The organism is Mastigocladopsis repens PCC 10914 (genome assembly GCF_000315565.1).
GTDB classification, from domain to species: Bacteria; Cyanobacteriota; Cyanobacteriia; order Cyanobacteriales; family Nostocaceae; genus Mastigocladopsis; species Mastigocladopsis repens.
Window position 1 is genome coordinate 3,133,245 of record NZ_JH992901.1, and the last position, 19,248, is coordinate 3,152,492.

Genomic DNA, 19,248 nt, shown 5'->3' on the forward strand with positions numbered 1-19,248 from the left:
CCAGAGACAGAGATAATTTTACTTCTGACTTCTGAGTTCTGAATTCTGCTGTATTTGTTTCATCTTGTAACAACCTATTCCCCAATCTTGGCAAAACAGGGAAAAGTAGTAAACGAAATGTTCAAAATCTGCTGAGATTAGGAGGTTTTCAACGATGTCTATATCAGATACTCAAGTCTACATTGCTCTTGTTGTCGCGCTGATTCCAGGCATTCTGGCTTGGCGACTGGCAACAACACTTTACAACTCATAACACCTTGAAGAGTTAGTAAACCTGGCAGTACGGGGTGCAGTCTCAAGCTTTTGCGGCTTGGTTTCGTAACTTTGCTTGAGACTGTACACGTACAAATGTCAGGTTTATTATTTGACAAATCACCCGTGTACCAAGTGCAAAAAAATAAAGTAATATGACAGCTAAACAAAACCGCAATTAGTGCAGGTGTGCTCTTTGTGGTGTGTCCGCTCATTTAGCCGATTCTTCTGATCACCATGAACGCATTTCAACCCTCTAGACCTCCGCTACAACCGATACAAACCCATCGAGTTACCCCTCGACCAAAGCGGCGTCTTCGCCAACGCTCTTATCAAGTGATGGCGCTGGAAACCATAGCCAAGATAGGGGTTAATCTTGTCATTTCAGGCGCAGCAATATCCGCTTTGATACAACTTTTGCCTTATCATTGGTCGCAGCAAGATAAGTTACGAGCCATCCGCATTGATGTGAAGCAGATGGAAGAACGCGTATATCAGTTACAGACGGAATTTAGCCGTAACTTCGATCCACGCCAAGCTAATATGATTAGACAAGAACAGGGCTATCGATTTGACCCTAACCAGCGTCAGGTCGTCTTCCAAAAGGATATGACTGAAATTGAACAAGCACAATCAAACTAATTCCAAATTGATCATTATTACCCGACAAATAAATTTGGGAGCTAGCAACAAGACAAATAGCTAATAGTTAATAGCTAGTAGCTCACTTTTTGGGAGCTATGTAGTTATCATCTATTAGCCATCGGCAGTTATCAGGATGTGTCGTACTCTGCTTTTCATGAATGCGCCATAAAAGTGGCGATGAGTTCACAATTTACCAGTGAGAATGCTGTGGACGCAGCAATTCGTGTAGCCAATTTTCAACTTGTAAACGCAAGCGCGAACCAGGATCTTCCTTCTTGAAGCCAGGAAAAGGCAGTTGACTCAAGGCTCGACGATAATCGGCGATCGCACAATTCCAGTCGCCCCATAGATGATAAGTTCTACCTCGTTCTGCTATAATGTGCCCTTCTAATTGACCGAAAAGCAGAGCAACCTCAAAATTCTCAATTGCTTCCTCGTATTGCCCCAAATCGCGTAAGGTAATGCCTCGGTTAATCCACGCTCTGACATGACTGGGATTCAAATCCAACGCTCGGTCGTAATCAGCAATCGCTGCTACTAATTCCCCACAAGCTGCATAGTAGTTTGCCCGATTATTGTAGGCACTCGCTAATTTAGGATTAAGTTGCAACGCTGTGTTATAATCGCAAAAGGCTTTTTGCGTTTCTCCACTTTGGAAGTAAATTAGCCCTCGGTTGTTGTAATCAATAGCATTGTGGGGATGACGATGAATGAGTTGACTTAGTAAAGCGATCGCCTCAATGTAATTTCCTTGTCGGGCTTTTGTCAGAGCATAAGAGCGCAAGTAGCTGTCTCCAAAAGCAGATTTGCTGCTACCGTTAGCCCCTTGCTTTTGTAGTATGTTTGTATTGTTCAAGGCAAATGGGTTGCGGTGATTTTGCTTGTCACCAAAGGGTAAAAATGAGTGACTGTTCATATATTCCTACCTGAGCTACTTGCTCTGTGAGATCAACTTATAGGGTTCCCCGTTATTGTGGTTTTCTAACTGTGTCACTTGTTAAGGTGTCTGTGAGTCTTGAGCCACAAGCATTAAAGCTAAATGCAATCAAACGTAATCCGTGAGAGTTTATACCTGCAAGAGCCATATGACGCTTTCGGCTCTCTCGCCAGATAAAAGCACACCATACCCAATTGATGCTTCAATCTAATAATTGATACGTCTTCCCCAAGTTAAATTCCAGATACAGCAAATATCAATCTTGTAGACTATTCAAGTAGTGTGAGCGACAAGTTGATAAAATGCCTTTATGAGGAAAGAAGTCAGAACTCAGGTGTCAGAAGGCAGAAGAATAAAGACATTCTGAATACTGAGTTCAAAATTCTGAATTCTAGATTTTTTGAAGGTTTGATAAAATTTTCTTATGGCAACTGTCACTTCTTATCCCAATGCTCCCGACTTAACAGCCGATGATTACATTGTCATCGGCTTGGCAACCTGCTTCGTTAAAGAGGACGGAGAAGTTCATCAAATCGAAGTTATAGAACCTATTCCCTCTGCATCATTGGAAACGCTAGTTAAAGGGACTCCTACCTCCTTTAAGTTCGCCTATGCCACAACTCTAGGAACAGTGTTGGACGAAGAGCAACCTCAAATTCCGCCAGGGTTTCCCCAGACGGCTGAGTTTGGTGAAGATTTTATCGAACGGGCATTCGCCGCTGCTCGCACATACAAGCGTCGTGAAGCAGCTAAATCTCTGATTCCTTTAGGCACAACGTATACTGAGTTTAAATATTCTATTGAACGCAAGCGGGTGCTGAATGCCTCACGAGTTGTCACAAAGGAAGACAACGTTAAACAGCATTCCCACACTCACAAAGTTCTTTAATCAGTTTTCACTCAGAAGTCTAAAAAAATACCATATAATTCCTGAGGAATTATGACTGTTCATGATGAACTGATTGAGCCATTATGTTAAAACTTTACGGCGGCGCACGTAGTCGCGCATCCATTATCCAGTGGTATCTAGAGGAACTGGGAGTTCCCTACGAATTTGTCAAACTTGATATGCAAGCAGGTGAACACCGCCAGCCTGACTACTTGACAATTAACCCAATAGGCAAGGTTCCAGCAATTGTTGATGGTGATTTCCGGCTTTGGGAATCAGGGGCAAATTTGCTGTATCTCGCCGAGAAGTATGGCAAAACCTCCACTATAGAAGAACGGGCTAAATTCGCTCAGTGGGTGTTGTTTGCCAATGCTACCTTAGGACCAGGAATTTTTGTAGAAGCAAACCGAGAGCGGGAAATGCCCCACTTGATGACTTCTCTAAATGAAATTTTTGGGCGTCAACCTTTCTTGCTGGGCGAAGAATTCACGGTTGCTGACGTGGCTGTGGGATCTGTCCTATCTTTCATTCCCATCATGCTTAAGCTAGATTTGAGCGCCTATCCAGCAGTATTGGAATACATCAAGCGGCTATCTCAGCGTCCAGCTTTTCAAAAGAGTATGGGCGCACGCGGTGGGTAAGGATGTAGAAAAATTCAAAATTCAAAGTTATTTTTTAATTGAAAATTTTGAATTTTGAATTTAATTCACCCCTACATTCCTAAAAACATCCCCTAGCGGTAGTTTGTAAATTGCAAAGCAACAGGCAAGTCTTCTTGCTTGAGCCTTTGAATAACGGCTTGCAAGTCATCTTTATTTTTAGCGGTAACACGCACAGCGTCCCCTTGAATTGAGGCTTGCACCTTTTTGAATTCGTCGCGAATCAACTTGGAAATTTGCTTGGCAATTTCTTGGTTGATACCTTTTTGAAGTTTGATTTCTTGACGAACTCGGTTCCCGCTAGATGATTCTACTTTGCCAAAATCAAAGATTTTTTGGGAGAGATTGCGCTTTGCAGCCTTTTCGCGCAGGATGTTATGTACGGATTCTAAAGTGAACTCACTGTCAGTGTTCACAGTAATATTTTGTTCACCTAACTCAACAGTTGTTTGAGTATCTTTGAGGTCGTAACGACTTTTAATATCTCGTACAGTTTGGTCAACAGCGTTAACCAATTCTTGTCTGTCAAAGTCGCTTACAATGTCAAAGGAATAGGTTGAAGCCATAAAACATTTTGGATTTTAGACTTTGGATTTTGGATGAGTCATTAGTCATTGTTAGTTGTTAGTTGGTAGTGATTATTGAATTTTCTACTAATACCGTTTCTCTATGAAGATCCGCTGAATTAGCCTGCCTCTGTAGGCTTTGTTTGTGTAGCCGAGGCAGCGCGCCCTTGGAGGTTCCCTCCGTTGTAGCGACTGCCGTCCAAGCTTTTGCTTGTGAGTTGAATAAAGCGCGACCTCACATAGAATTGGTATAACCAATAAACTACTAACGACTAACCACTAACTAGTACAACGCGGCGAAAACAAAGCTACCATTCCAAAACAGCGAAAAGCCCACGTAATCAGCTTTTTGACTTTTGACTTTTGACTTTTGACTTCCGCGCAGCGGTACTAGTCCTCACTTTGCCAATTAGGTATTTGTTTGAATGATACTGAGGACAATGAGAGTGGCAGACCCAAGGGAGCCTACGGCAAACATGAGAGAGCGTAAAACGGGTATATTCAAAATATAAAAGATCGAGTATAGCAACCTAGCCAGGAGAAAAGCGATAACCGCCCCTATAGCTAGTGGAGAATTAACACCCGTTACGTATGCCATCAATGCTGCTGCGGTAAAAATCATAAACGCTTCAAACGAGTTTTGGTGTGCCCAAGTAGCTCGTTGGGCGTATGGTGGTAGTTTGTCAAACATGGCACGGGGAGCAGATATATCGTACCCAACCTGGGCACGGGCATAAGTGACTACCAAAAACGGCACGTAAATCAGTACAGCAGCAGCAGCAATAGAGTACAAAAAAATAGTCATTAGTCAAACACACAAGTCAAACACAAATGACAAATGATTAATCAAAGTAGAATAATGTCACCACCTTTCTTTGTTCTTCTGCATCTTTACAAGTTTGCAGTAGGATGCCGCTGTCATGAAACGCAAAACATATAAGCTGCTGACAGCGGGAGACGATCTCCTGATTGCACAAGTAACTAGCTTCAGCAAGGGACAGATGGTCATTACTAGGATTTTCCACCAGATGCATTACCTGTTCTAGTTGCTGGCGCGATTCATTAGGCTGGCGTTCTAAGCTTTGAGGTAGAATCACCGTCAAAAAATTGGGATCAGCCCGCATTGCTCCCTTAATAGCAGCTGAATTTGTACCCGTAGCGCCGGAGGTGATGAGCCGATTGCCTGATAAAACTAGGGCATAGGTCATCATCTCAATGAGATTCTGATGGGTAATTGGGACATGACGTGAACCCAGCAACGCGATTCGCTTGGAACCCGTTTGCTGGATTGTCGCCAGTTCTTGCGCTAATGTATCGACGTTGATAAGGTCTGTTGACTGGCTCAAAGACGGACAAAATCAGATTAAACAACCTAGCTATTGTAACAGACGCAGGGGAGTTCCCTGTAAGCTATTTGTTCTGTGGAATTCTCAAGATGGACTGTTGTTTCTGTAACTAGCAACAGCCGCCCGAAGATTACCTTGGTATTTTGACAGGAGTTGTAAACCCTCCTGTTTTTCCAAATCAGTCCAATGCATCAACAGTGCCAACTTTACCCATTTACCACTACGTTCTAATAACAAACCTGCGGCTTCACGACCTAAGCCTGTGAGGTCTTGTAAAATTCGCAAAGCGCGATCGCGTAACTTTTTATTTGTTACCGCCACATCCACCATGCGATTGCCATAAACTTTCCCCAGCTTGACCATGACACCTGTAGAAAGAATATTTAAAGCGAGTTTCGTCGCCGTACCAGCTTTCAGGCGAGTTGAACCAGCAAGTACTTCTGGTCCAGTCAACAGGCGAATATCAATATCGGCATCACAGCTGACTTGTTCAGCAGGGACGCAGGCTATAAATATAGTAGTGGCACCTCGCCCACGAGCCGCACTGATCGCGCCGTGGACGAAAGGCGTTGTCCCACCCGCCGTAATGCCAACCACCACATCAAGTTGCGTCACTTGTCGTTGAGCGATCGCCGCCTCACCATCTTGGGTGCTGTCCTCCAAATCCTCAGAACTGCGTACTAGTGCGGCTGCACCGCCAGCAATAATTCCCTGTACCATCTCTGGGGGCGTACAAAAAGTAGGCGGACACTCTGCGGCGTCTAACACCCCCAACCTACCACTTGTCCCTGCTCCAAGATAAAACAGGCGTCCTCCATGACGCAATCGTTCTGCGGTGCGTTCAATCGCTTGAGCTAATTGAAGTTTAGCAGCGGCTACCGCAGCTACTGCCTTTGTGTCTTCGCGATTAAACAGTTCCACCAAATCTAGAGAACTGATCTGGTCTAGGTTAAGACTATCAGGATTTACCTGCTCTGTTAAAAGATGCCCGCGCCCCTGCAAATTTGTCATTTGTCCTTTGTCCTTGGTCATTTGTTGGTTGTTGGCTGTTAGTTGTTAGTTGTTAGTTGTTGGTTGTAAAAAACACTAACCACTACCCACTATCTACTAACCACTAACTCATGACTCATGACACATTACAACAATCCTTCTAGTTTGCGACGAATGCTGTCTAGTTCCGACTCAGATAATTCTGGTTTTTCCTGTGACTCCTCGTTACGAGGGAGGATTTCCTCAGCAACATCCTCTTCGGATTCTGGTTTCCAGTCTGTTTGTTCAACGTTGATTTCTGGAGGAATTGCCAAACCCCCGTTATTGGGGACAATTTCCCAGTCATAGCCCGCACTTTGACAAAATTCCTTAATTTCCTCTGAATCAATCGCCTCTACGGTTGGTGCTGAGAAATCTTGAGCTTCTAGCATCAGTGCAAACCGTGCAGCGTCGTCTTCTGACTCGAACATCAGAACCTTATTGCGAGCGCCGGAGGCGGGGCTAAGCCCATCGCCCACCCGAATTGTGTGAATCCCTTCATTTTCTGTCCGAGCGTTAAATAGTAATACAAAAACACGCATAGGTGTAATCATCTATCCTTCCATGTTGGATCTATTTTTAATTAAAGTTCTAGGTTATGTCCAAGGAAAAGTCGAGGCAAGAATTCTCATTTTTTTATAAATTCTTAATATTAGCTAACACAGTTCATATCACCATAAGTAGAAGCGTCAGATGACACATCTACCTTTAAGCATGATTGCTACTTCCGTATTTAGTATCGTCGGTTATCCTGGAGTAGGCGTAGCCAAGTGAGCCAGTTAGTTCTATAACTGTGGCAGCTATATCCGTTCATCAGTGCTGAGGACTTGGCACTCGTCACTCAGAACTGTTTCGGTGAGTCAGTAGTGAGACGACATGACCAAAGCTTGTAATCCCGATCATCACTCCCAATCCCCCCGTATTCATGATCAAAGTCAATGGTTACTGATTTTAAGTCGTAGTGGCATTGCCTTAAGCGGAATTCTGCTAGTTGGATTTGTATGCGGTGCTTGGCGACTGTGGAGTTTTATTCATAAAGAGTTAGTGCCACTGGCCCAAAGCAATATTACTACTACACTGAACCGTCCAGTCAAACTGGGGGAAGTCAAAGAACTTTCGCTTACGGGAGTCAAGTTTGGGACTTCAGCCATTCCAGCAACACCTACAGATCCCGACAGGGTGACAGTCGAGGTTGTGGAAGTAGGTTTTGACCCATTGCAGTTGCTATTGAGTCGGAGGCTAAAGCTGGATGTCACTTTGGTCAACCCGAATGTTTACATTGAACAGGATGAACAAGGGCGCTGGATTGTCACAAGCATAACGCCGCCAGGTAAACAGGGAGCAATTAAAACTGATTTGGACAAACTGCGGTTTCGTAATGCCAAGCTGGTGTTGGTACCGCAGCAGAGGAAAGTAGGGGAAGTAGGGGGAGAAAATACTGCCTCATCTTCCCCCACTTCCTCATCTCCCTCTCCCGTTGCATTTTCACAAATCAACGGAATTGCCCAACTCTTAAAAAACAACCAACTCATTAAATTTAATTTGGGTGGGCAACCAGATAGTGGTGGGAGCATTTCTATACAGGGAGACCTTAGTCCAAAGACACAAGAAGTTAACTTAGAGTTGCTGCGAGCGAAAAATTTTCTTGCTGCTGATGTTTCTCGCCTCGTTAAGTTACCTGTGGAATTACAGGCAGGTCGAGTTCAGGGTGAGTTGAAAATTCTCAACATCCAACTGAAACAAAAACAGCAAAACCCGCTCATTTTTGGTAATGCGAATGTGCAAGGGGTTCAACTTCAAGTACCCCGAGTGCCACAACCGTTTATCAATTCTCAAGGGAACCTAAGCTTTCAAGGAAACCAGATTCAGTTAGAGAATGTCACCGCTGGTTATGGCAAAATTCCCTTAATAGCGAACGGCATTGTTGACTCCAAAGCAGGCTACAAGTTAGCAGCGCGTGTGAATTCGGTGAATGTGGCAAGTGCCAGAGAAACTCTCAACGTAAAATTGCCCATCCCAACAATTGGAGAAGTCAAAGCAGATTTACAGCTTGTTGGACAAATTACTCATCCTATTCTCTCCGGTACAGTTGCCACGATCAAAAGAGCAAAAATTGACAAAGTTGATTTTAATAGTATCCGCGCCCAGTTTGAGTTCTCTCCTGTTGCTTCTATCATTAATGTTAAAAATATTCAAGGCAAAGCCACAGTAGGCGGTGAAATTACAGGCGCTGGGACGATTCAATTTGTGAACAAAATCCCCAAGTTGAACTTTAATGCAACAGCAAAGAACGTTCCAGGGGATGCAATTGCCCTTCTTTACGACACAAAACCAGCATTCAAAATTGGTAATGTCTTAGGTACAGCTCAACTGACTGGCACTGAAGACAATATTCAAACAACAGTGCAATGGCAAGCACCCCAAGCAACCTACCCCGGAAGCGGAGAAACTATCGTCGCCCCAGACAAAACTGTCTCTTTCCGTAATGTTGCTCTCAGCGTCGCTGGTGGTACAGTGCGGGTTGCTGGGAGTTGGGCTAATCAGCATTGGCAAGCAGTCGCCGATGCTTCCCAAGTCCAGGTGCAACGTTTTGTCAACTCCAATCAACTACAAAACGTATCTCTTGACGACGCACGCTTCAACGGTCGTCTCATCCTCTCAGGAACCTCAGCCCCATTTACAATTGCCAAAATTCGTCCAGAGAACGCAAAAGTTCGCCTTGCGGGTGGCACAGTTGGTATTTCTAACATTCAATTTGGCGAGCAAAGCTTTTCTGCCCAATTAGTTGCTAACGGTGTGCAGTTGGGGCGCTTGCTAAAACAAGCGCCCCAAACAATAAGCGGACCATTAGCGGGTCAGTTCCAAGTCTCCGGAAATACAGACGCTTTCAACCTCAAAACCTTACGTGCCACTGGCAAGGGACGCCTATTGGTTGGTGGTGGCACAGTGACAGCTGACAATATTGAAGTGGCAGATGGGTTGTATAAAGCGCAACTACAAGCCAATGATGTAAACTTGCGACAATTAGCACAATTACCCAAGCAATTTCAGGGAAGGTTAACTGGTCAATTCAACGTTGCTGGTTCAGTTGAATCCTTCCAACCACAAGCTGTTGTAGCCACGGGACAAGCACGCGTTAATTTTGGTAGTGGCACAGTCACGGCTTCTAATATTCAACTAGCGGATGGTCAATATCAAGCACAACTGCAAGCAAAAAATGTACCAATGCAGCGATTGACACAATTACCACCGCAGTTTCACGTAAATTTGACAGGTCAGTTCAATGTTACAGGTGTAGCTGGTTCTTCTGCGCTACAAGCTATGAAAGCCACTGGTCAGGCACGACTTAATGTTGCAGGTGGCACAGTGACCGCTGACCAGATCCAAGTGGCAGACGGTCGTTATCAGGCTATGGTTGATGCTTCTGGTGTGAAATTAAAACGATTGTCGCCGCAGTTGCAGGGTCAGTTTGGCGGGAGGATGCAGGTCGCAGGCACGGTAGAGACGCCCCATGGGGCGTCTCTACAGAATGTGCGTGCCTCTGGTCAGGTGCAGTTTTCCCAAGGTATTGCTGGCATTGAGCAACCACTGACAGCCGTGGTTGGCTGGGATGGACAAAAGCTGCTTGTCGAGAGAGCCACATCCTCAGATTTGAATGCCAATGGTTACATAGTTGTAGAGACGCGCCATGGCGCGTCTGGTTTACCAGAAATTACTGAATTAAATCTCAACGTTCAGGCACAAAATTACAATCTGCAAAAGTTGCCAATGCAGTTGCCCAATGCTGTAGCTTTAGCCGGGAAAGCTGATTTTGGCGGAAGAATCAGCGGCAAGCTAGCAGTGCCAAATATACAAGGGCAACTGAGGTTGCGAGATTTCATGGTGAATCAACTCCCTTTTGAGCCGGTATTAACTGGAAACATCGAGTTGGTACAGGGACAGGGTTTAAATTTAGATGTCGCAGGCAACCGGGACCGCATTGCTCTCAACGCAGACCCCAAAAATCGACGTACAGACGTTCCATGGAACGTCTCTACATTCTTGGTGCGATGGCAGGATGCATTAGCAAGCGGTCAAACTCAAGGGGATAATTTGGCAATGAAAGTGGAAAACTTCCCCTTGGCGATATTGAATTTGACTCCACCTCCTAATACTCACCTTGGTAGGGGTGCAATTGCTGGATTTTTGACTGGGGATTTTCAGGTCAATCAAAAGACATTTGCGGCAGTTGGGGATATTGCAATTGCCAAGCCTCAACTTGGTCACATCAAAGGCGATCACCTCAATGCACAGTTTCGCTATGGTGATGGTCAGACAAGTATCACAAAAGGCGAATTTGTCAAAGGTGTCAGTCGCTACGCCTTAGCAGGAACTTTGACCCAAACTCCTCAAGGTCCGCAAATCAAAGGTAAACTTAACGTTACCCAAGGTGAAGTTCAAGATGTCCTGACTGCATTACAGTTATATGAATTACAAGATGTCCAACGCGGTTTGACACAGCCCAACTCCGGTACAGCAGAGGATTTGAGTTCCACTAAGTCAGTAGGGTTTTCCGAGCAGCCTTTGCTTACCCAACTTCAACGCTTGGCTGAAATTGAAGATCTGTTGGTAAAACAGCAACAACAGCGGCGTGAAGCTTCTCCCATACCGGATTTGGCAGATTTAAACGGAACTTTCAATGGCGAAGTATCTATCGATACTGCAGCAGCTAACGGACTGGATGTGAGCTTTCATTTAAACGGTCAAAACTTTGTTTGGGGGAGGGGAGATGAACCGGAAGGTTTGTATAAAGCAGACCAGGTGATTGCTCAAGGCAGATTTGAAAACGGTGTTCTCAAGTTGCTACCTTTGCGAATTGAGTCTAAGAACAGGCTCATCGCTTTCACAGGTAACATTGGCGGTGATGAACAATCTGGTCAATTGCGGGTTCTCAATTTCCCTGTAGAAGTACTCAATAATTTTGTCAAACTGCCAGTTGGTTTAACAGGTCATCTCAACGGTACAGCAGCTTTAGCTGGGAGCATTGACAATCCACAGGCAAAGGGAGAATTGCAAATCACTGAGGGGACTCTCAATCAAAAAGGAGTAGACTCAGCGACTGCCAGTTTCAGTTATACCAATGGTCGCTTGAACTTCGGCAGTCACGTTCTGGTTGCTAGCTCAGAACCGGTGAAAGTTGCTGGTAGCATACCCTACCAACTGCCTTTTGCTTCCGTAAAGTCAGACAACGATAAAATTAATCTGGATGTGAAAGTGAAAAATGAAGGACTGGCAGTCTTAAACCTGTTGACTAACCAAGTAGCCTTTGAAAAAGGTGAGGGAGAAATAGACCTCATAGTGCGGGGAACAAAACAACAGCCGATACTAGATGGAATTGCCACTGTCAACAATGCCACCTTTTCATCTCAAGCTTTACCAGGAAAGCTGACAGATATTACAGGAAAAGTACAATTTGATTTAGACCGCATCACCGTACAAAATCTTCAGGGTAAGTATAATAACCAAGGAAAAGTAGAGGCAAAAGGGGAGATTCCTGTCGCTAGTCAAGAAATGAACATAGACAATCCCCTAAGCGTTACCCTTGACCAATTGGCTTTGAATCTTAAGGGGCTTTATCAAGGAGGAGCCAGCGGTAACTTGCAAGTGACTGGTTCCGCTCTTAACCCAATGATTGGCGGTCAATTACAGTTAGCTGATGGTGAAGTGCTACTCGCAGAATCCACAAATGGCAGTAATCCAGAAGATAGCAATATAGATGTCTCACGCATAAAACAGACAAAGCAGGATACTCCTAAGACTGACAATGCAGTCACTAAATTTAATCACCTAGAGTTGCAGCTAGGCAAAAACATAGAAATAACCCGTCCACCCATGTTTAGTTTCCGGGCGACTGGTATCCTGACCCTCAACGGTTCGTTAAATGAGCCAATACCAGAGGGAACTATCCGGCTTAAGGAAGGAAGTGTAAATTTATTTACGACTCGGTTTAATCTAGTGCGTGGCTATGGGCATAAGGCTATTTTTAGAGAAAATCAACCTCGCGACCCCGAGTTAGACATCCAGTTATTTGCCAAAGTACTCGACGTTATTCAAACTACTGACCTCAACAAACCCAATATCACAGGGTTGGCAGCCCTAGAAACTGTTCGTGTCGAAGCAAATATTCAAGGTTCTGCCAGTAAGCTGGATGAAAATCTCGAACTGAGAAGCTCTCCCGTACGCAACGAAACAGAAATTGTTGCCCTACTTGGGGGTGGATTTGTAGATACCCAAGAACGAGGCAACGACACTACCTTAGGATTAATTAATATAGCAGGTTCGGCTGTGCTGAACAATCTTCAGGAGCCTCTCAACCAGATTGGAACTGCATTGGGCTTAAGCGAGCTGCGTCTATTCCCAACTATTATCTCCGACACTCTGGAAGCAGGTAGGAGCAGTTCAAGTTTAGAGTTGGCAGCAGAGGCTGGACTTGATATAACTCAAAGAATTTCTGTTTCCACCCTCAAGATTTTGACAAATAGCGACCCCTTCCAATGGGGTATTAACTATCGGCTGAACGATGAGGTTCGTCTCCGTGCGACGACTAATTTTAATGATGACAATCGCGGAATCATTGAATATCAAAAGCGGTTTTAAGTCATAATGGATTTCAATGGCAACGGTTTTTGAGAAACACAATTTTTTGGTTTCATAGATTTTTGGCAAAAGTGTAATTAAGGGATATTTAGAACCACAGATGCACACAGATGGACACAGATGATTTATCCGTGTGCATCTGTGGTTTCATTTTTATAAATTTGATTGTATGCAAGAGGTTTAATATTTAAGGACTCCATCTTCCATATAAGCAACTCGATCAGCCAAATCTAAAATCCGGGGATCATGGGTCACAATCAAGACTGTGCAACCTTGTTCTTTTGCCAATTGGCGCAGTAACTGCATGACCACATGTCCGCTGTGAGAGTCTAAAGCAGCCGTTGGCTCATCTGCCAAAATTAACTGTGGATGACCAGTTAAAGCACGGGCGATCGCCACTCGTTGTTTCTGTCCTCCCGACAAATCGCGAGGCAGTTGCTTTGCTTTATCCCCGATTTCAACTTGTTCCAATAAGGCTTGTGCTTCCTTACGTGCTAACTTTCCGCGAATACCTTTGACATTCAAGGCTGCTTCCACATTCTCAATAGCCGTCATTGCTGGAAACAAGTTAAAATCCTGAAAAATAAAGCCAATTTGGTGCCTTCGGAACCGAGCCAGTTGAGTTCGAGACATTCTGGTAATCTCTTGCCCAAGTAGATACACACTGCCAGCTGTCGGAGTCAGCAGTCCAGCTAAAATTGTCAGTAAGGTCGTTTTCCCCGATCCAGAAGGTCCCATCAAAATTTCTATATCGCCCTTTTGGATTTCCCAGTCAATTTCTTTAAGGATGTGTAGGCGCTGCTGCTTGGAATGGATGACCATTTCCACTCCCTCAGCAACAATTGCGCCTGTTGCGGTGGAACTCATTTGATATCCGCTCTTGGCATCATCAGATGGAATATTAGAATCATCCATCTGCTCATATTCTTGGGGCATACACACTTTTCAATTGTTCAGTAAATATTTGTTGTGTACTTTCGACTGCTGAATAATCACTTTTTGAGTTGTTTATTTGCGTAATGGCTGCCAAGAAAACTATCCTTTAAAGACAATCGCTGGATCAACACGAGTCACCTTTTGAATGGCAAAAACAGCAGAACAGACACACATCACCACTGTAATTCCGAAAACAGCGATCGCTGATACAGGTGTAATTAGAATGACAATTCCCTGGGTAGTTGATGTCCAAGCTGCCACTCCTAAGCAAAGAGCTATTCCCGGTAGATACCCTAAAATTGCCATCCATAGGGCTTGCTCAATAATCACATTGTAAATAAACCAATCAGATGCCCCCATTGCTTTGAGCGTACCAAACTCTTTTATGTGGTCTGTGACAGAAGCGTAGAGAATTTGACTAACGACAACTGCCCCAACAACAACGCCAACCACTGCACCAAGACCAAGAATAAATCCAATTCCAGAACGTTCCTGCCAGTAAATCTGTGTTATTTCAGCTATCTCCTCGCGAGTGTAGGCAGTGGTTTCTGGCAAAGCTTGTTCTAAATCCCGCTTGAGTTTATCTATGTTTTGACCAGGTTTTGCTTTAATCAAAACAAAGCTAATTGAATCGGTTGATGTTAACTCGCGAGCAGTATCAGACGTGGAGGAAGGCGCGTTACTTGCAGAAGATACCGACTGCGAATCTCGATTTATATAAGTATTGGCACTCACCACAGAGGTGAACATCAAAGTACCAAAGATAATAGATTGAGTTCCTTTGGTGAAACCGACTAACTTTGCCGGAATGTCGTTAATTTTTCCGACCTCACCCAGCTGTTGTAGATGAATAGACTTTAAGTTAGTTTTATCGATAATGAACCGATAGGGTTCCTTCAGGTCATTCAAACTGCCTTGGGTGATGTTCGAGGGAGAAAATAACATCCCATTTGGTTGGGCACCAACCAGCGTCACAGAAGTAATCTCGTCTGATTCTTCTTCATGCCAAACCGTACCGCGAATGATCACAGCTTCAGCTCTTTCTACACCTGCCAATTCCTGAGCCTGTGCAACTCGCTCATAAGGAATTGGCAGAGTCAGCCCTAAATGCTGCATATTTTTTGAAGCCACCCAAATATCAGCACGGGATTGATCGATTAACAGGGAAGAGGAGCGAGCAAACCCATATTGAAGACCTGTTTGAATGGTGACTAAGCTAACGGCAAACATAATTCCCGCCTGCGCTACCAAAAAGCGAGGAATGTCTTCCAGTAAATTCTTACGAGCAATTGAAGCCATAAAACTTAGTTAGGAAATAGCGAATGGGGGATTGGTGACTGGGGATTGGGGATTGGGAAAGCTCTTCCCTAGTCTCTAGTCCCTAGTCCCGATTAACCAGTATTTATCGTTTCAGAATAGACTCTTCCTTGAAATCGGGCAATGGTCATGAAAAAAATGTGTAAAATAGCCGAATACTAAAAAAAAGACTTTCTACCGTCTGGTGGTGGAAAGCCTTTTTTAAAGGGAAAATTTAGCACCCTATGTAGTCGGTTTTCAATCCCTCATTAGTAACCAACTCGTCGAATTGGTGGCTTTGGTGCTGGTTGTGCTTTGTGACCCCTCCGAATAACTGGTTTTGGGGCTTTGTGACCTCGTCGAATGACTGGTTTTGGTGCTGGTGCTTCAGCAATCACTGGAAATGGTCTTTTTTGTGGAAGATGTTCTTGAGCTAACACTGGGCTAGTAAATATACTTGCACTAGCAAGACATACTGTTAAGCCAATTGCGCCTGTTAAGATTCTCTTGAGTTGAAATTTCATTTCTATTCTCCTGTAATTGAAGGACACTGAATTTCTCGAGTGGTTTCATACTCAAATCATAGGAGTCTGCTAGTGCTTACCACATGGTTCTTAGCTCCCAAAACTACCCCTGACTAATGTCATTAGATTAACTATGACTTTTGACACCGTCGTTTAGCAGGCGTATGAAATCACCCTGCTTATCCCCTAGAATAGACCCGTCCTTTCCAAGCACCACCTCGCCCCTGCCAATGACGCAAAGCAGAGTCTAGAGTCATCAGAGTATACACAAAGGCAATGAGCGGCAAGCAGCAGGCTAACCAAGGAGAAGACGTATAAAATCGGACAGTAGGTAAGTAAACAATTGTCATCAGTAGCCATCCAGATAAGCCTGTAGCCGCGAGAACCCAATTAAGCGTCAAACCGCCTACAATTGCACTTATGGGAGGAACTAAGTAAACCAATGTCATGCCGAACAAAGTTCCTAACAGAAGCAATGGAGAATAGTTGAGTTGGGTAAAAGCAGTACGGGCAACCATTTCCCAAATGGCAGCCAGAGAAGCATAAGGACGTAGGCTTTTAGTTAAAGGACTGAGTCCGAGCCAGATGTGTCCTTTTTTAGAAGAGAGAGTAGGAGAGATGGGGAGTTTTTCCCTCTCCGTATCTTCCGCTCCCTCGACTCTCCTTGCTGATTTGACCGCTTGAGCTAGGGCACAGTCGTCAATTAATGCTTGCCGAACAACTTGAATCCCGCCGATACGAACAAGAGCTGCTCTACGAATTAGGATATACCCTCCAGCAGCAGCGGCAGTTGTCTTTTTAGGGTTGTTCACCCAGCGGAAGGGATAGAGTTTTTGAAAGAAAAAGACAAAAGCTGGAATGAGGAGTTTTTCCCAAAAACTCTCACACCTGAGTTGCACCATTAAAGAAACGAGATCCAAATCCTCTTGTTGAGCCTTTGCTAGCAAACAGCGAAGATTCAGACCATCATGTTCAATATCAGCATCCGTCAGGAGAAAATAGTCTGGTGACGGTGTTAGGGTCTGTGCATATTGAATACCTTGATGTAGGGCCCATAACTTGCCTGTCCAACCAGGAGGCAAAGGTTCCCCACAAAGGACGTGTAATTGCTGGCTTTTGTCTAATTGCTGGGCAACATTACGGGCAACGTTTGCTGTGCCATCTGTACTGCTGTCGTCTACCAAAATGACGGTGAAACTACCAGGATAGTCTTGGCTGAGAAGCGATCGCAAAGTGACTGGCAGCAAATCGGCTTCATTTCTGGCTGGTATTATAGCACAAATGGGGCTTAACATTGGTAAATCTGTTTCCTGTGTGGTTAATTTTTGGTCGCAGCGCCAAAACTGACCCCAAAACCCCAGTAATATTACCCAAATTGCCAAGGATAGAACGCAAAGCCATAGTCCTATTTCACTGCTCATTGTGTTTTGATCTTTCCATTTAAAAAACACATTACAATGACACCTTATGATAGGAAAAAAATTTGCCTGCATACAGAAGCAGACGTGGTTGAGGAGCAACGGAAAACTATGCAAATTCAAGACCAGGTGGCAGTTTACCGTGTCAAAGATGCGATCGCCAAGAGCCAAAACTATCTTCTTTCTATTCAATATCCTGGTGGCTACTGGTGGGCGGAGTTGGAATCGAATGTTACCATAACTGCGGAGGTTGTCCTCCTCCATAAAATTTGGGGAACAGACCGAGAAAGACCATTGCACAAAGTTGAAGCATATCTGCGTTCTCAACAACGGGAACACGGGGGCTGGGAACTTTTCTATGGGGATGGAGGAGAGCTTAGTTGTTCGGTTGAAGCATACATGGCGCTGAAGCTGCTGGGTGTAGCGCAAACAGATCCGGCAATGGTCAAGGCGCGGAAGTTCATCCTAGAACGCGGTGGTATCAGTAAGACCCGCATTTTTACCAAATTACACCTAGCACTCATTGGTTGCTACAACTGGCGCGGTATTCCTTCTCTACCGCCTTGGGTGATGTTGTTGCCCTCGAATTTTTTATTTAACATCTACGAAATGTCTAGCTGGGCAAGGTCTAGCACAGTCCCGCTGCTGATTGTTATTGACCGCAAACCGGTCTTTCTGACTGACCCAGCCATCACCTTAGACGAACTGTATGCTGAAGGTGTCGAGCTTCGCTATGAATTGTCTCGCCAAGGCGATTGGACAGATTTATTCATCGCCCTTGATAATGCCTTTAAGTTAGCAGAAACTCTGAATTTAGTTCCTTTGCGTGAAGAAGGTCTTCAAGCTGCCGAGCGATGGGTGTTAGAGCGGCAAGAAGCAACAGGCGACTGGGGTGGTATTATTCCCGCTATGCTAAATTCACTGCTAGCTTTGCGCGCTCTGGGTTATGACGCAGCCGACCCTATTATAGAACGAGGACTGCGGGCAGTTGACAATTTTGCGATTGAAACTGCGGATAGCTACAGAATACAGCCTTGTATTTCCCCTGTATGGGATACTGCTTGGGCAATGCGAGCTTTAGTCGTTTCCGGCTTGGCAGCGGATCATCCGGCTGTGGTCAGGGCTGGAGAATGGTTGTTAAGCAAGCAGATTCTGGACTACGGTGATTGGGCTATTAAAAATCGACAAGGAAAACCAGGAGCATGGGCGTTTGAGTTTGACAACCGCTTTTATCCAGATGTAGATGACACTGCTGTTGTCGTCATGGCTTTAAATGAAGTGAAACTGCCCAATGAAAAACTCAAGCAGGCGGCGATCGCTCGTGCTGTAAACTGGATTGCATCTATGCAGTGTCAGCCCGGTGGTTGGGCAGCATTTGATATGGACAATAATCAGGACTGGCTTAACCTGATCCCCTATGGGGACCTCAAAGCCATGATTGACCCCAACACGGCTGATGTCACTGCTAGGGTTTTAGAAATGCTGGGTAGCTGCAATCTGTTAATTGATACACGCAACCTTGAGCGGGCAATTAGCTATCTCATGCATGAGCAAGAAACTGAGGGTTGTTGGTTTGGTCGCTGGGGAGTAAATTACATTTATGGCACCAGTGGAGTTCTTTGCGCCCTGTCCTTAGTAACTCCAAAAAAGACGGGACTCAGTATAGAACAGGGTGCTGCTTGGTTAGTTGGATGTCAAAACCCAGATGGTGGATGGGGCGAGACTTGCCGCAGCTACGATGACCCAACTCTTAAAGGACAAGGTCGTAGTACTGCCTCTCAAACGGCTTGGGCAATACTAGGCTTAATGGCAGCAGGTCAAGTAACTGGCAAGTTTGCGAAACTTGCCATTGAACGGGGAATTGGCTACTTGTTAGAAACTCAGCAGTCTGATGGCACTTGGTACGAAGCAGATTTTACAGGCACTGGCTTTCCTGGTCATTTTTATCTAAAGTATCACCTTTATCAACAGTACTTTCCTTTATTAGCCTTGGGTAAGTATCAAGCACTATCAGACTTTTTGTAATAATTGACATACCCACGCTTACAAGGGCTTGTTATTATCCACATCTGTTAAAAGGTTTGCTAGAACTTGATTGCAGTATTTCTAGCTCTT

16 protein-coding genes are annotated in these 19,248 nt (G+C 44.7%); 6 read left to right on the forward strand and 10 right to left on the reverse strand.

Going from position 1 to position 19,248, the window contains the following annotated elements; genetic code table 11:
* Positions 1-154: 154 nt before the first annotated feature.
* Together psaM and MAS10914_RS0116090 are read left to right on the forward strand one after the other, a co-directional pair.
* Entirely contained in the window at positions 155-253 is a 99-nt protein-coding gene (gene psaM, locus MAS10914_RS0116085) for a photosystem I reaction center subunit XII (protein WP_017316973.1), read from the forward strand.
* Between the two features lie 236 nt (positions 254-489).
* A complete protein-coding gene (locus tag MAS10914_RS0116090; RefSeq protein WP_017316974.1) occupies positions 490-894 on the forward strand; it encodes a slr1601 family putative cell division protein in 405 nt (134 codons plus the stop codon).
* Positions 895-1,087: 193 nt separating this feature from the next.
* Here the strand turns inward: MAS10914_RS0116090 and MAS10914_RS0116095 are convergent, their stop codons facing one another.
* Positions 1,088-1,813 (reverse strand): tetratricopeptide repeat protein, encoded by a 726-nt coding sequence (locus MAS10914_RS0116095; protein WP_017316975.1) that lies wholly within the window; start codon positions 1,811-1,813, stop codon positions 1,088-1,090.
* 445 nt (positions 1,814-2,258) lie between these two features.
* Here MAS10914_RS0116095 and MAS10914_RS0116100 point away from each other — a divergent pair, with 445 nt between their 5' ends.
* Positions 2,259-2,723, forward strand: a complete 465-nt coding sequence (locus MAS10914_RS0116100) for a hypothetical protein (RefSeq protein WP_017316976.1) — start codon at positions 2,259-2,261, stop codon at positions 2,721-2,723.
* Positions 2,724-2,806: 83 nt separating this feature from the next.
* On the forward strand, positions 2,807-3,364 hold the full coding sequence (locus MAS10914_RS0116105) for a glutathione S-transferase family protein (RefSeq protein WP_017316977.1): 558 nt from the start codon (positions 2,807-2,809) through the stop codon (positions 3,362-3,364).
* A 92-nt stretch (positions 3,365-3,456) separates the two neighbouring features.
* Here MAS10914_RS0116105 and MAS10914_RS0116110 read toward each other — a convergent pair whose 3' ends face one another.
* The 5 genes from MAS10914_RS0116110 to MAS10914_RS0116130 all read right to left on the reverse strand — a co-directional run bounded on the left by MAS10914_RS0116110 (position 3,457) and on the right by MAS10914_RS0116130 (position 6,877).
* Entirely contained in the window at positions 3,457-3,948 is a 492-nt protein-coding gene (locus MAS10914_RS0116110; RefSeq protein WP_017316978.1) for a YajQ family cyclic di-GMP-binding protein, read from the reverse strand.
* Between the two features lie 409 nt (positions 3,949-4,357).
* Positions 4,358-4,753: an MAPEG family protein gene (locus MAS10914_RS0116115; protein ID WP_017316979.1), complete on the reverse strand. Its 396-nt coding sequence runs from the start codon at positions 4,751-4,753 to the stop codon at positions 4,358-4,360.
* A 37-nt stretch (positions 4,754-4,790) separates the two neighbouring features.
* Positions 4,791-5,294: a hypothetical protein gene (locus MAS10914_RS0116120; RefSeq protein WP_017316980.1), complete on the reverse strand. Its 504-nt coding sequence runs from the start codon at positions 5,292-5,294 to the stop codon at positions 4,791-4,793.
* An 84-nt stretch (positions 5,295-5,378) separates the two neighbouring features.
* A complete protein-coding gene (gene murQ, locus MAS10914_RS0116125) occupies positions 5,379-6,305 on the reverse strand; it encodes an N-acetylmuramic acid 6-phosphate etherase (RefSeq protein WP_026082592.1) in 927 nt (308 codons plus the stop codon).
* A 125-nt stretch (positions 6,306-6,430) separates the two neighbouring features.
* On the reverse strand, positions 6,431-6,877 hold the full coding sequence (locus MAS10914_RS0116130; protein WP_017316982.1) for a DUF3110 domain-containing protein: 447 nt from the start codon (positions 6,875-6,877) through the stop codon (positions 6,431-6,433).
* 322 nt (positions 6,878-7,199) lie between these two features.
* On the opposite strand from MAS10914_RS0116130, the gene MAS10914_RS0116135 reads away from it, so the two are divergent.
* Positions 7,200-12,959: a translocation/assembly module TamB gene (locus tag MAS10914_RS0116135; RefSeq protein WP_017316983.1), complete on the forward strand. Its 5,760-nt coding sequence runs from the start codon at positions 7,200-7,202 to the stop codon at positions 12,957-12,959.
* 180 nt (positions 12,960-13,139) lie between these two features.
* Here MAS10914_RS0116135 and MAS10914_RS0116140 read toward each other — a convergent pair whose 3' ends face one another.
* The 4 genes from MAS10914_RS0116140 to MAS10914_RS0116155 form a co-directional block, all read right to left on the reverse strand.
* Positions 13,140-13,895 carry an ABC transporter ATP-binding protein gene (locus tag MAS10914_RS0116140; RefSeq protein ID WP_017316984.1) on the reverse strand — a complete coding sequence of 252 codons (756 nt, stop codon included), beginning with the start codon at positions 13,893-13,895 and terminating at the stop codon, positions 13,140-13,142.
* 99 nt (positions 13,896-13,994) lie between these two features.
* The gene (locus tag MAS10914_RS0116145) at positions 13,995-15,194 is read right to left on the reverse strand and encodes an FtsX-like permease family protein (RefSeq protein WP_017316985.1); all 1,200 of its coding nucleotides are present in this window, start codon (positions 15,192-15,194) and stop codon (positions 13,995-13,997) included.
* Between the two features lie 266 nt (positions 15,195-15,460).
* Positions 15,461-15,715: a hypothetical protein gene (locus MAS10914_RS0116150; protein WP_017316986.1), complete on the reverse strand. Its 255-nt coding sequence runs from the start codon at positions 15,713-15,715 to the stop codon at positions 15,461-15,463.
* Between the two features lie 179 nt (positions 15,716-15,894).
* Positions 15,895-17,136 (reverse strand): glycosyltransferase, encoded by a 1,242-nt coding sequence (locus tag MAS10914_RS0116155; RefSeq protein WP_017316987.1) that lies wholly within the window; start codon positions 17,134-17,136, stop codon positions 15,895-15,897.
* A gap of 108 nt (positions 17,137-17,244) precedes the next feature.
* On the opposite strand from MAS10914_RS0116155, the gene shc reads away from it, so the two are divergent.
* Entirely contained in the window at positions 17,245-19,158 is a 1,914-nt protein-coding gene (gene shc / locus MAS10914_RS0116160; protein WP_026082593.1) for a squalene--hopene cyclase, read from the forward strand.
* Positions 19,159-19,248: the final 90 nt, after the last annotated feature.

Coding starts and splice junctions, on each gene's coding strand:
- psaM (WP_017316973.1), top strand. CDS start 155: ATGTCTATATCAGATACTCAAGTCTACATTGCTCTTGTTGTCGCGCTG.
- MAS10914_RS0116090 (WP_017316974.1), top strand. CDS start 490: ATGAACGCATTTCAACCCTCTAGACCTCCGCTACAACCGATACAAACC.
- MAS10914_RS0116095 (WP_017316975.1), bottom strand. CDS start 1,813: ATGAACAGTCACTCATTTTTACCCTTTGGTGACAAGCAAAATCACCGC.
- MAS10914_RS0116100 (WP_017316976.1), top strand. CDS start 2,259: ATGGCAACTGTCACTTCTTATCCCAATGCTCCCGACTTAACAGCCGAT.
- MAS10914_RS0116105 (WP_017316977.1), top strand. CDS start 2,807: ATGTTAAAACTTTACGGCGGCGCACGTAGTCGCGCATCCATTATCCAG.
- MAS10914_RS0116110 (WP_017316978.1), bottom strand. CDS start 3,948: ATGGCTTCAACCTATTCCTTTGACATTGTAAGCGACTTTGACAGACAA.
- MAS10914_RS0116115 (WP_017316979.1), bottom strand. CDS start 4,753: ATGACTATTTTTTTGTACTCTATTGCTGCTGCTGCTGTACTGATTTAC.
- murQ (WP_026082592.1), bottom strand. CDS start 6,305: ATGACAAATTTGCAGGGGCGCGGGCATCTTTTAACAGAGCAGGTAAAT.
- MAS10914_RS0116130 (WP_017316982.1), bottom strand. CDS start 6,877: ATGATTACACCTATGCGTGTTTTTGTATTACTATTTAACGCTCGGACA.
- MAS10914_RS0116135 (WP_017316983.1), top strand. CDS start 7,200: ATGACCAAAGCTTGTAATCCCGATCATCACTCCCAATCCCCCCGTATT.
- MAS10914_RS0116140 (WP_017316984.1), bottom strand. CDS start 13,895: ATGCCCCAAGAATATGAGCAGATGGATGATTCTAATATTCCATCTGAT.
- MAS10914_RS0116145 (WP_017316985.1), bottom strand. CDS start 15,194: ATGGCTTCAATTGCTCGTAAGAATTTACTGGAAGACATTCCTCGCTTT.
- MAS10914_RS0116150 (WP_017316986.1), bottom strand. CDS start 15,715: ATGAAATTTCAACTCAAGAGAATCTTAACAGGCGCAATTGGCTTAACA.
- MAS10914_RS0116155 (WP_017316987.1), bottom strand. CDS start 17,136: ATGAGCAGTGAAATAGGACTATGGCTTTGCGTTCTATCCTTGGCAATT.
- shc (WP_026082593.1), top strand. CDS start 17,245: ATGCAAATTCAAGACCAGGTGGCAGTTTACCGTGTCAAAGATGCGATC.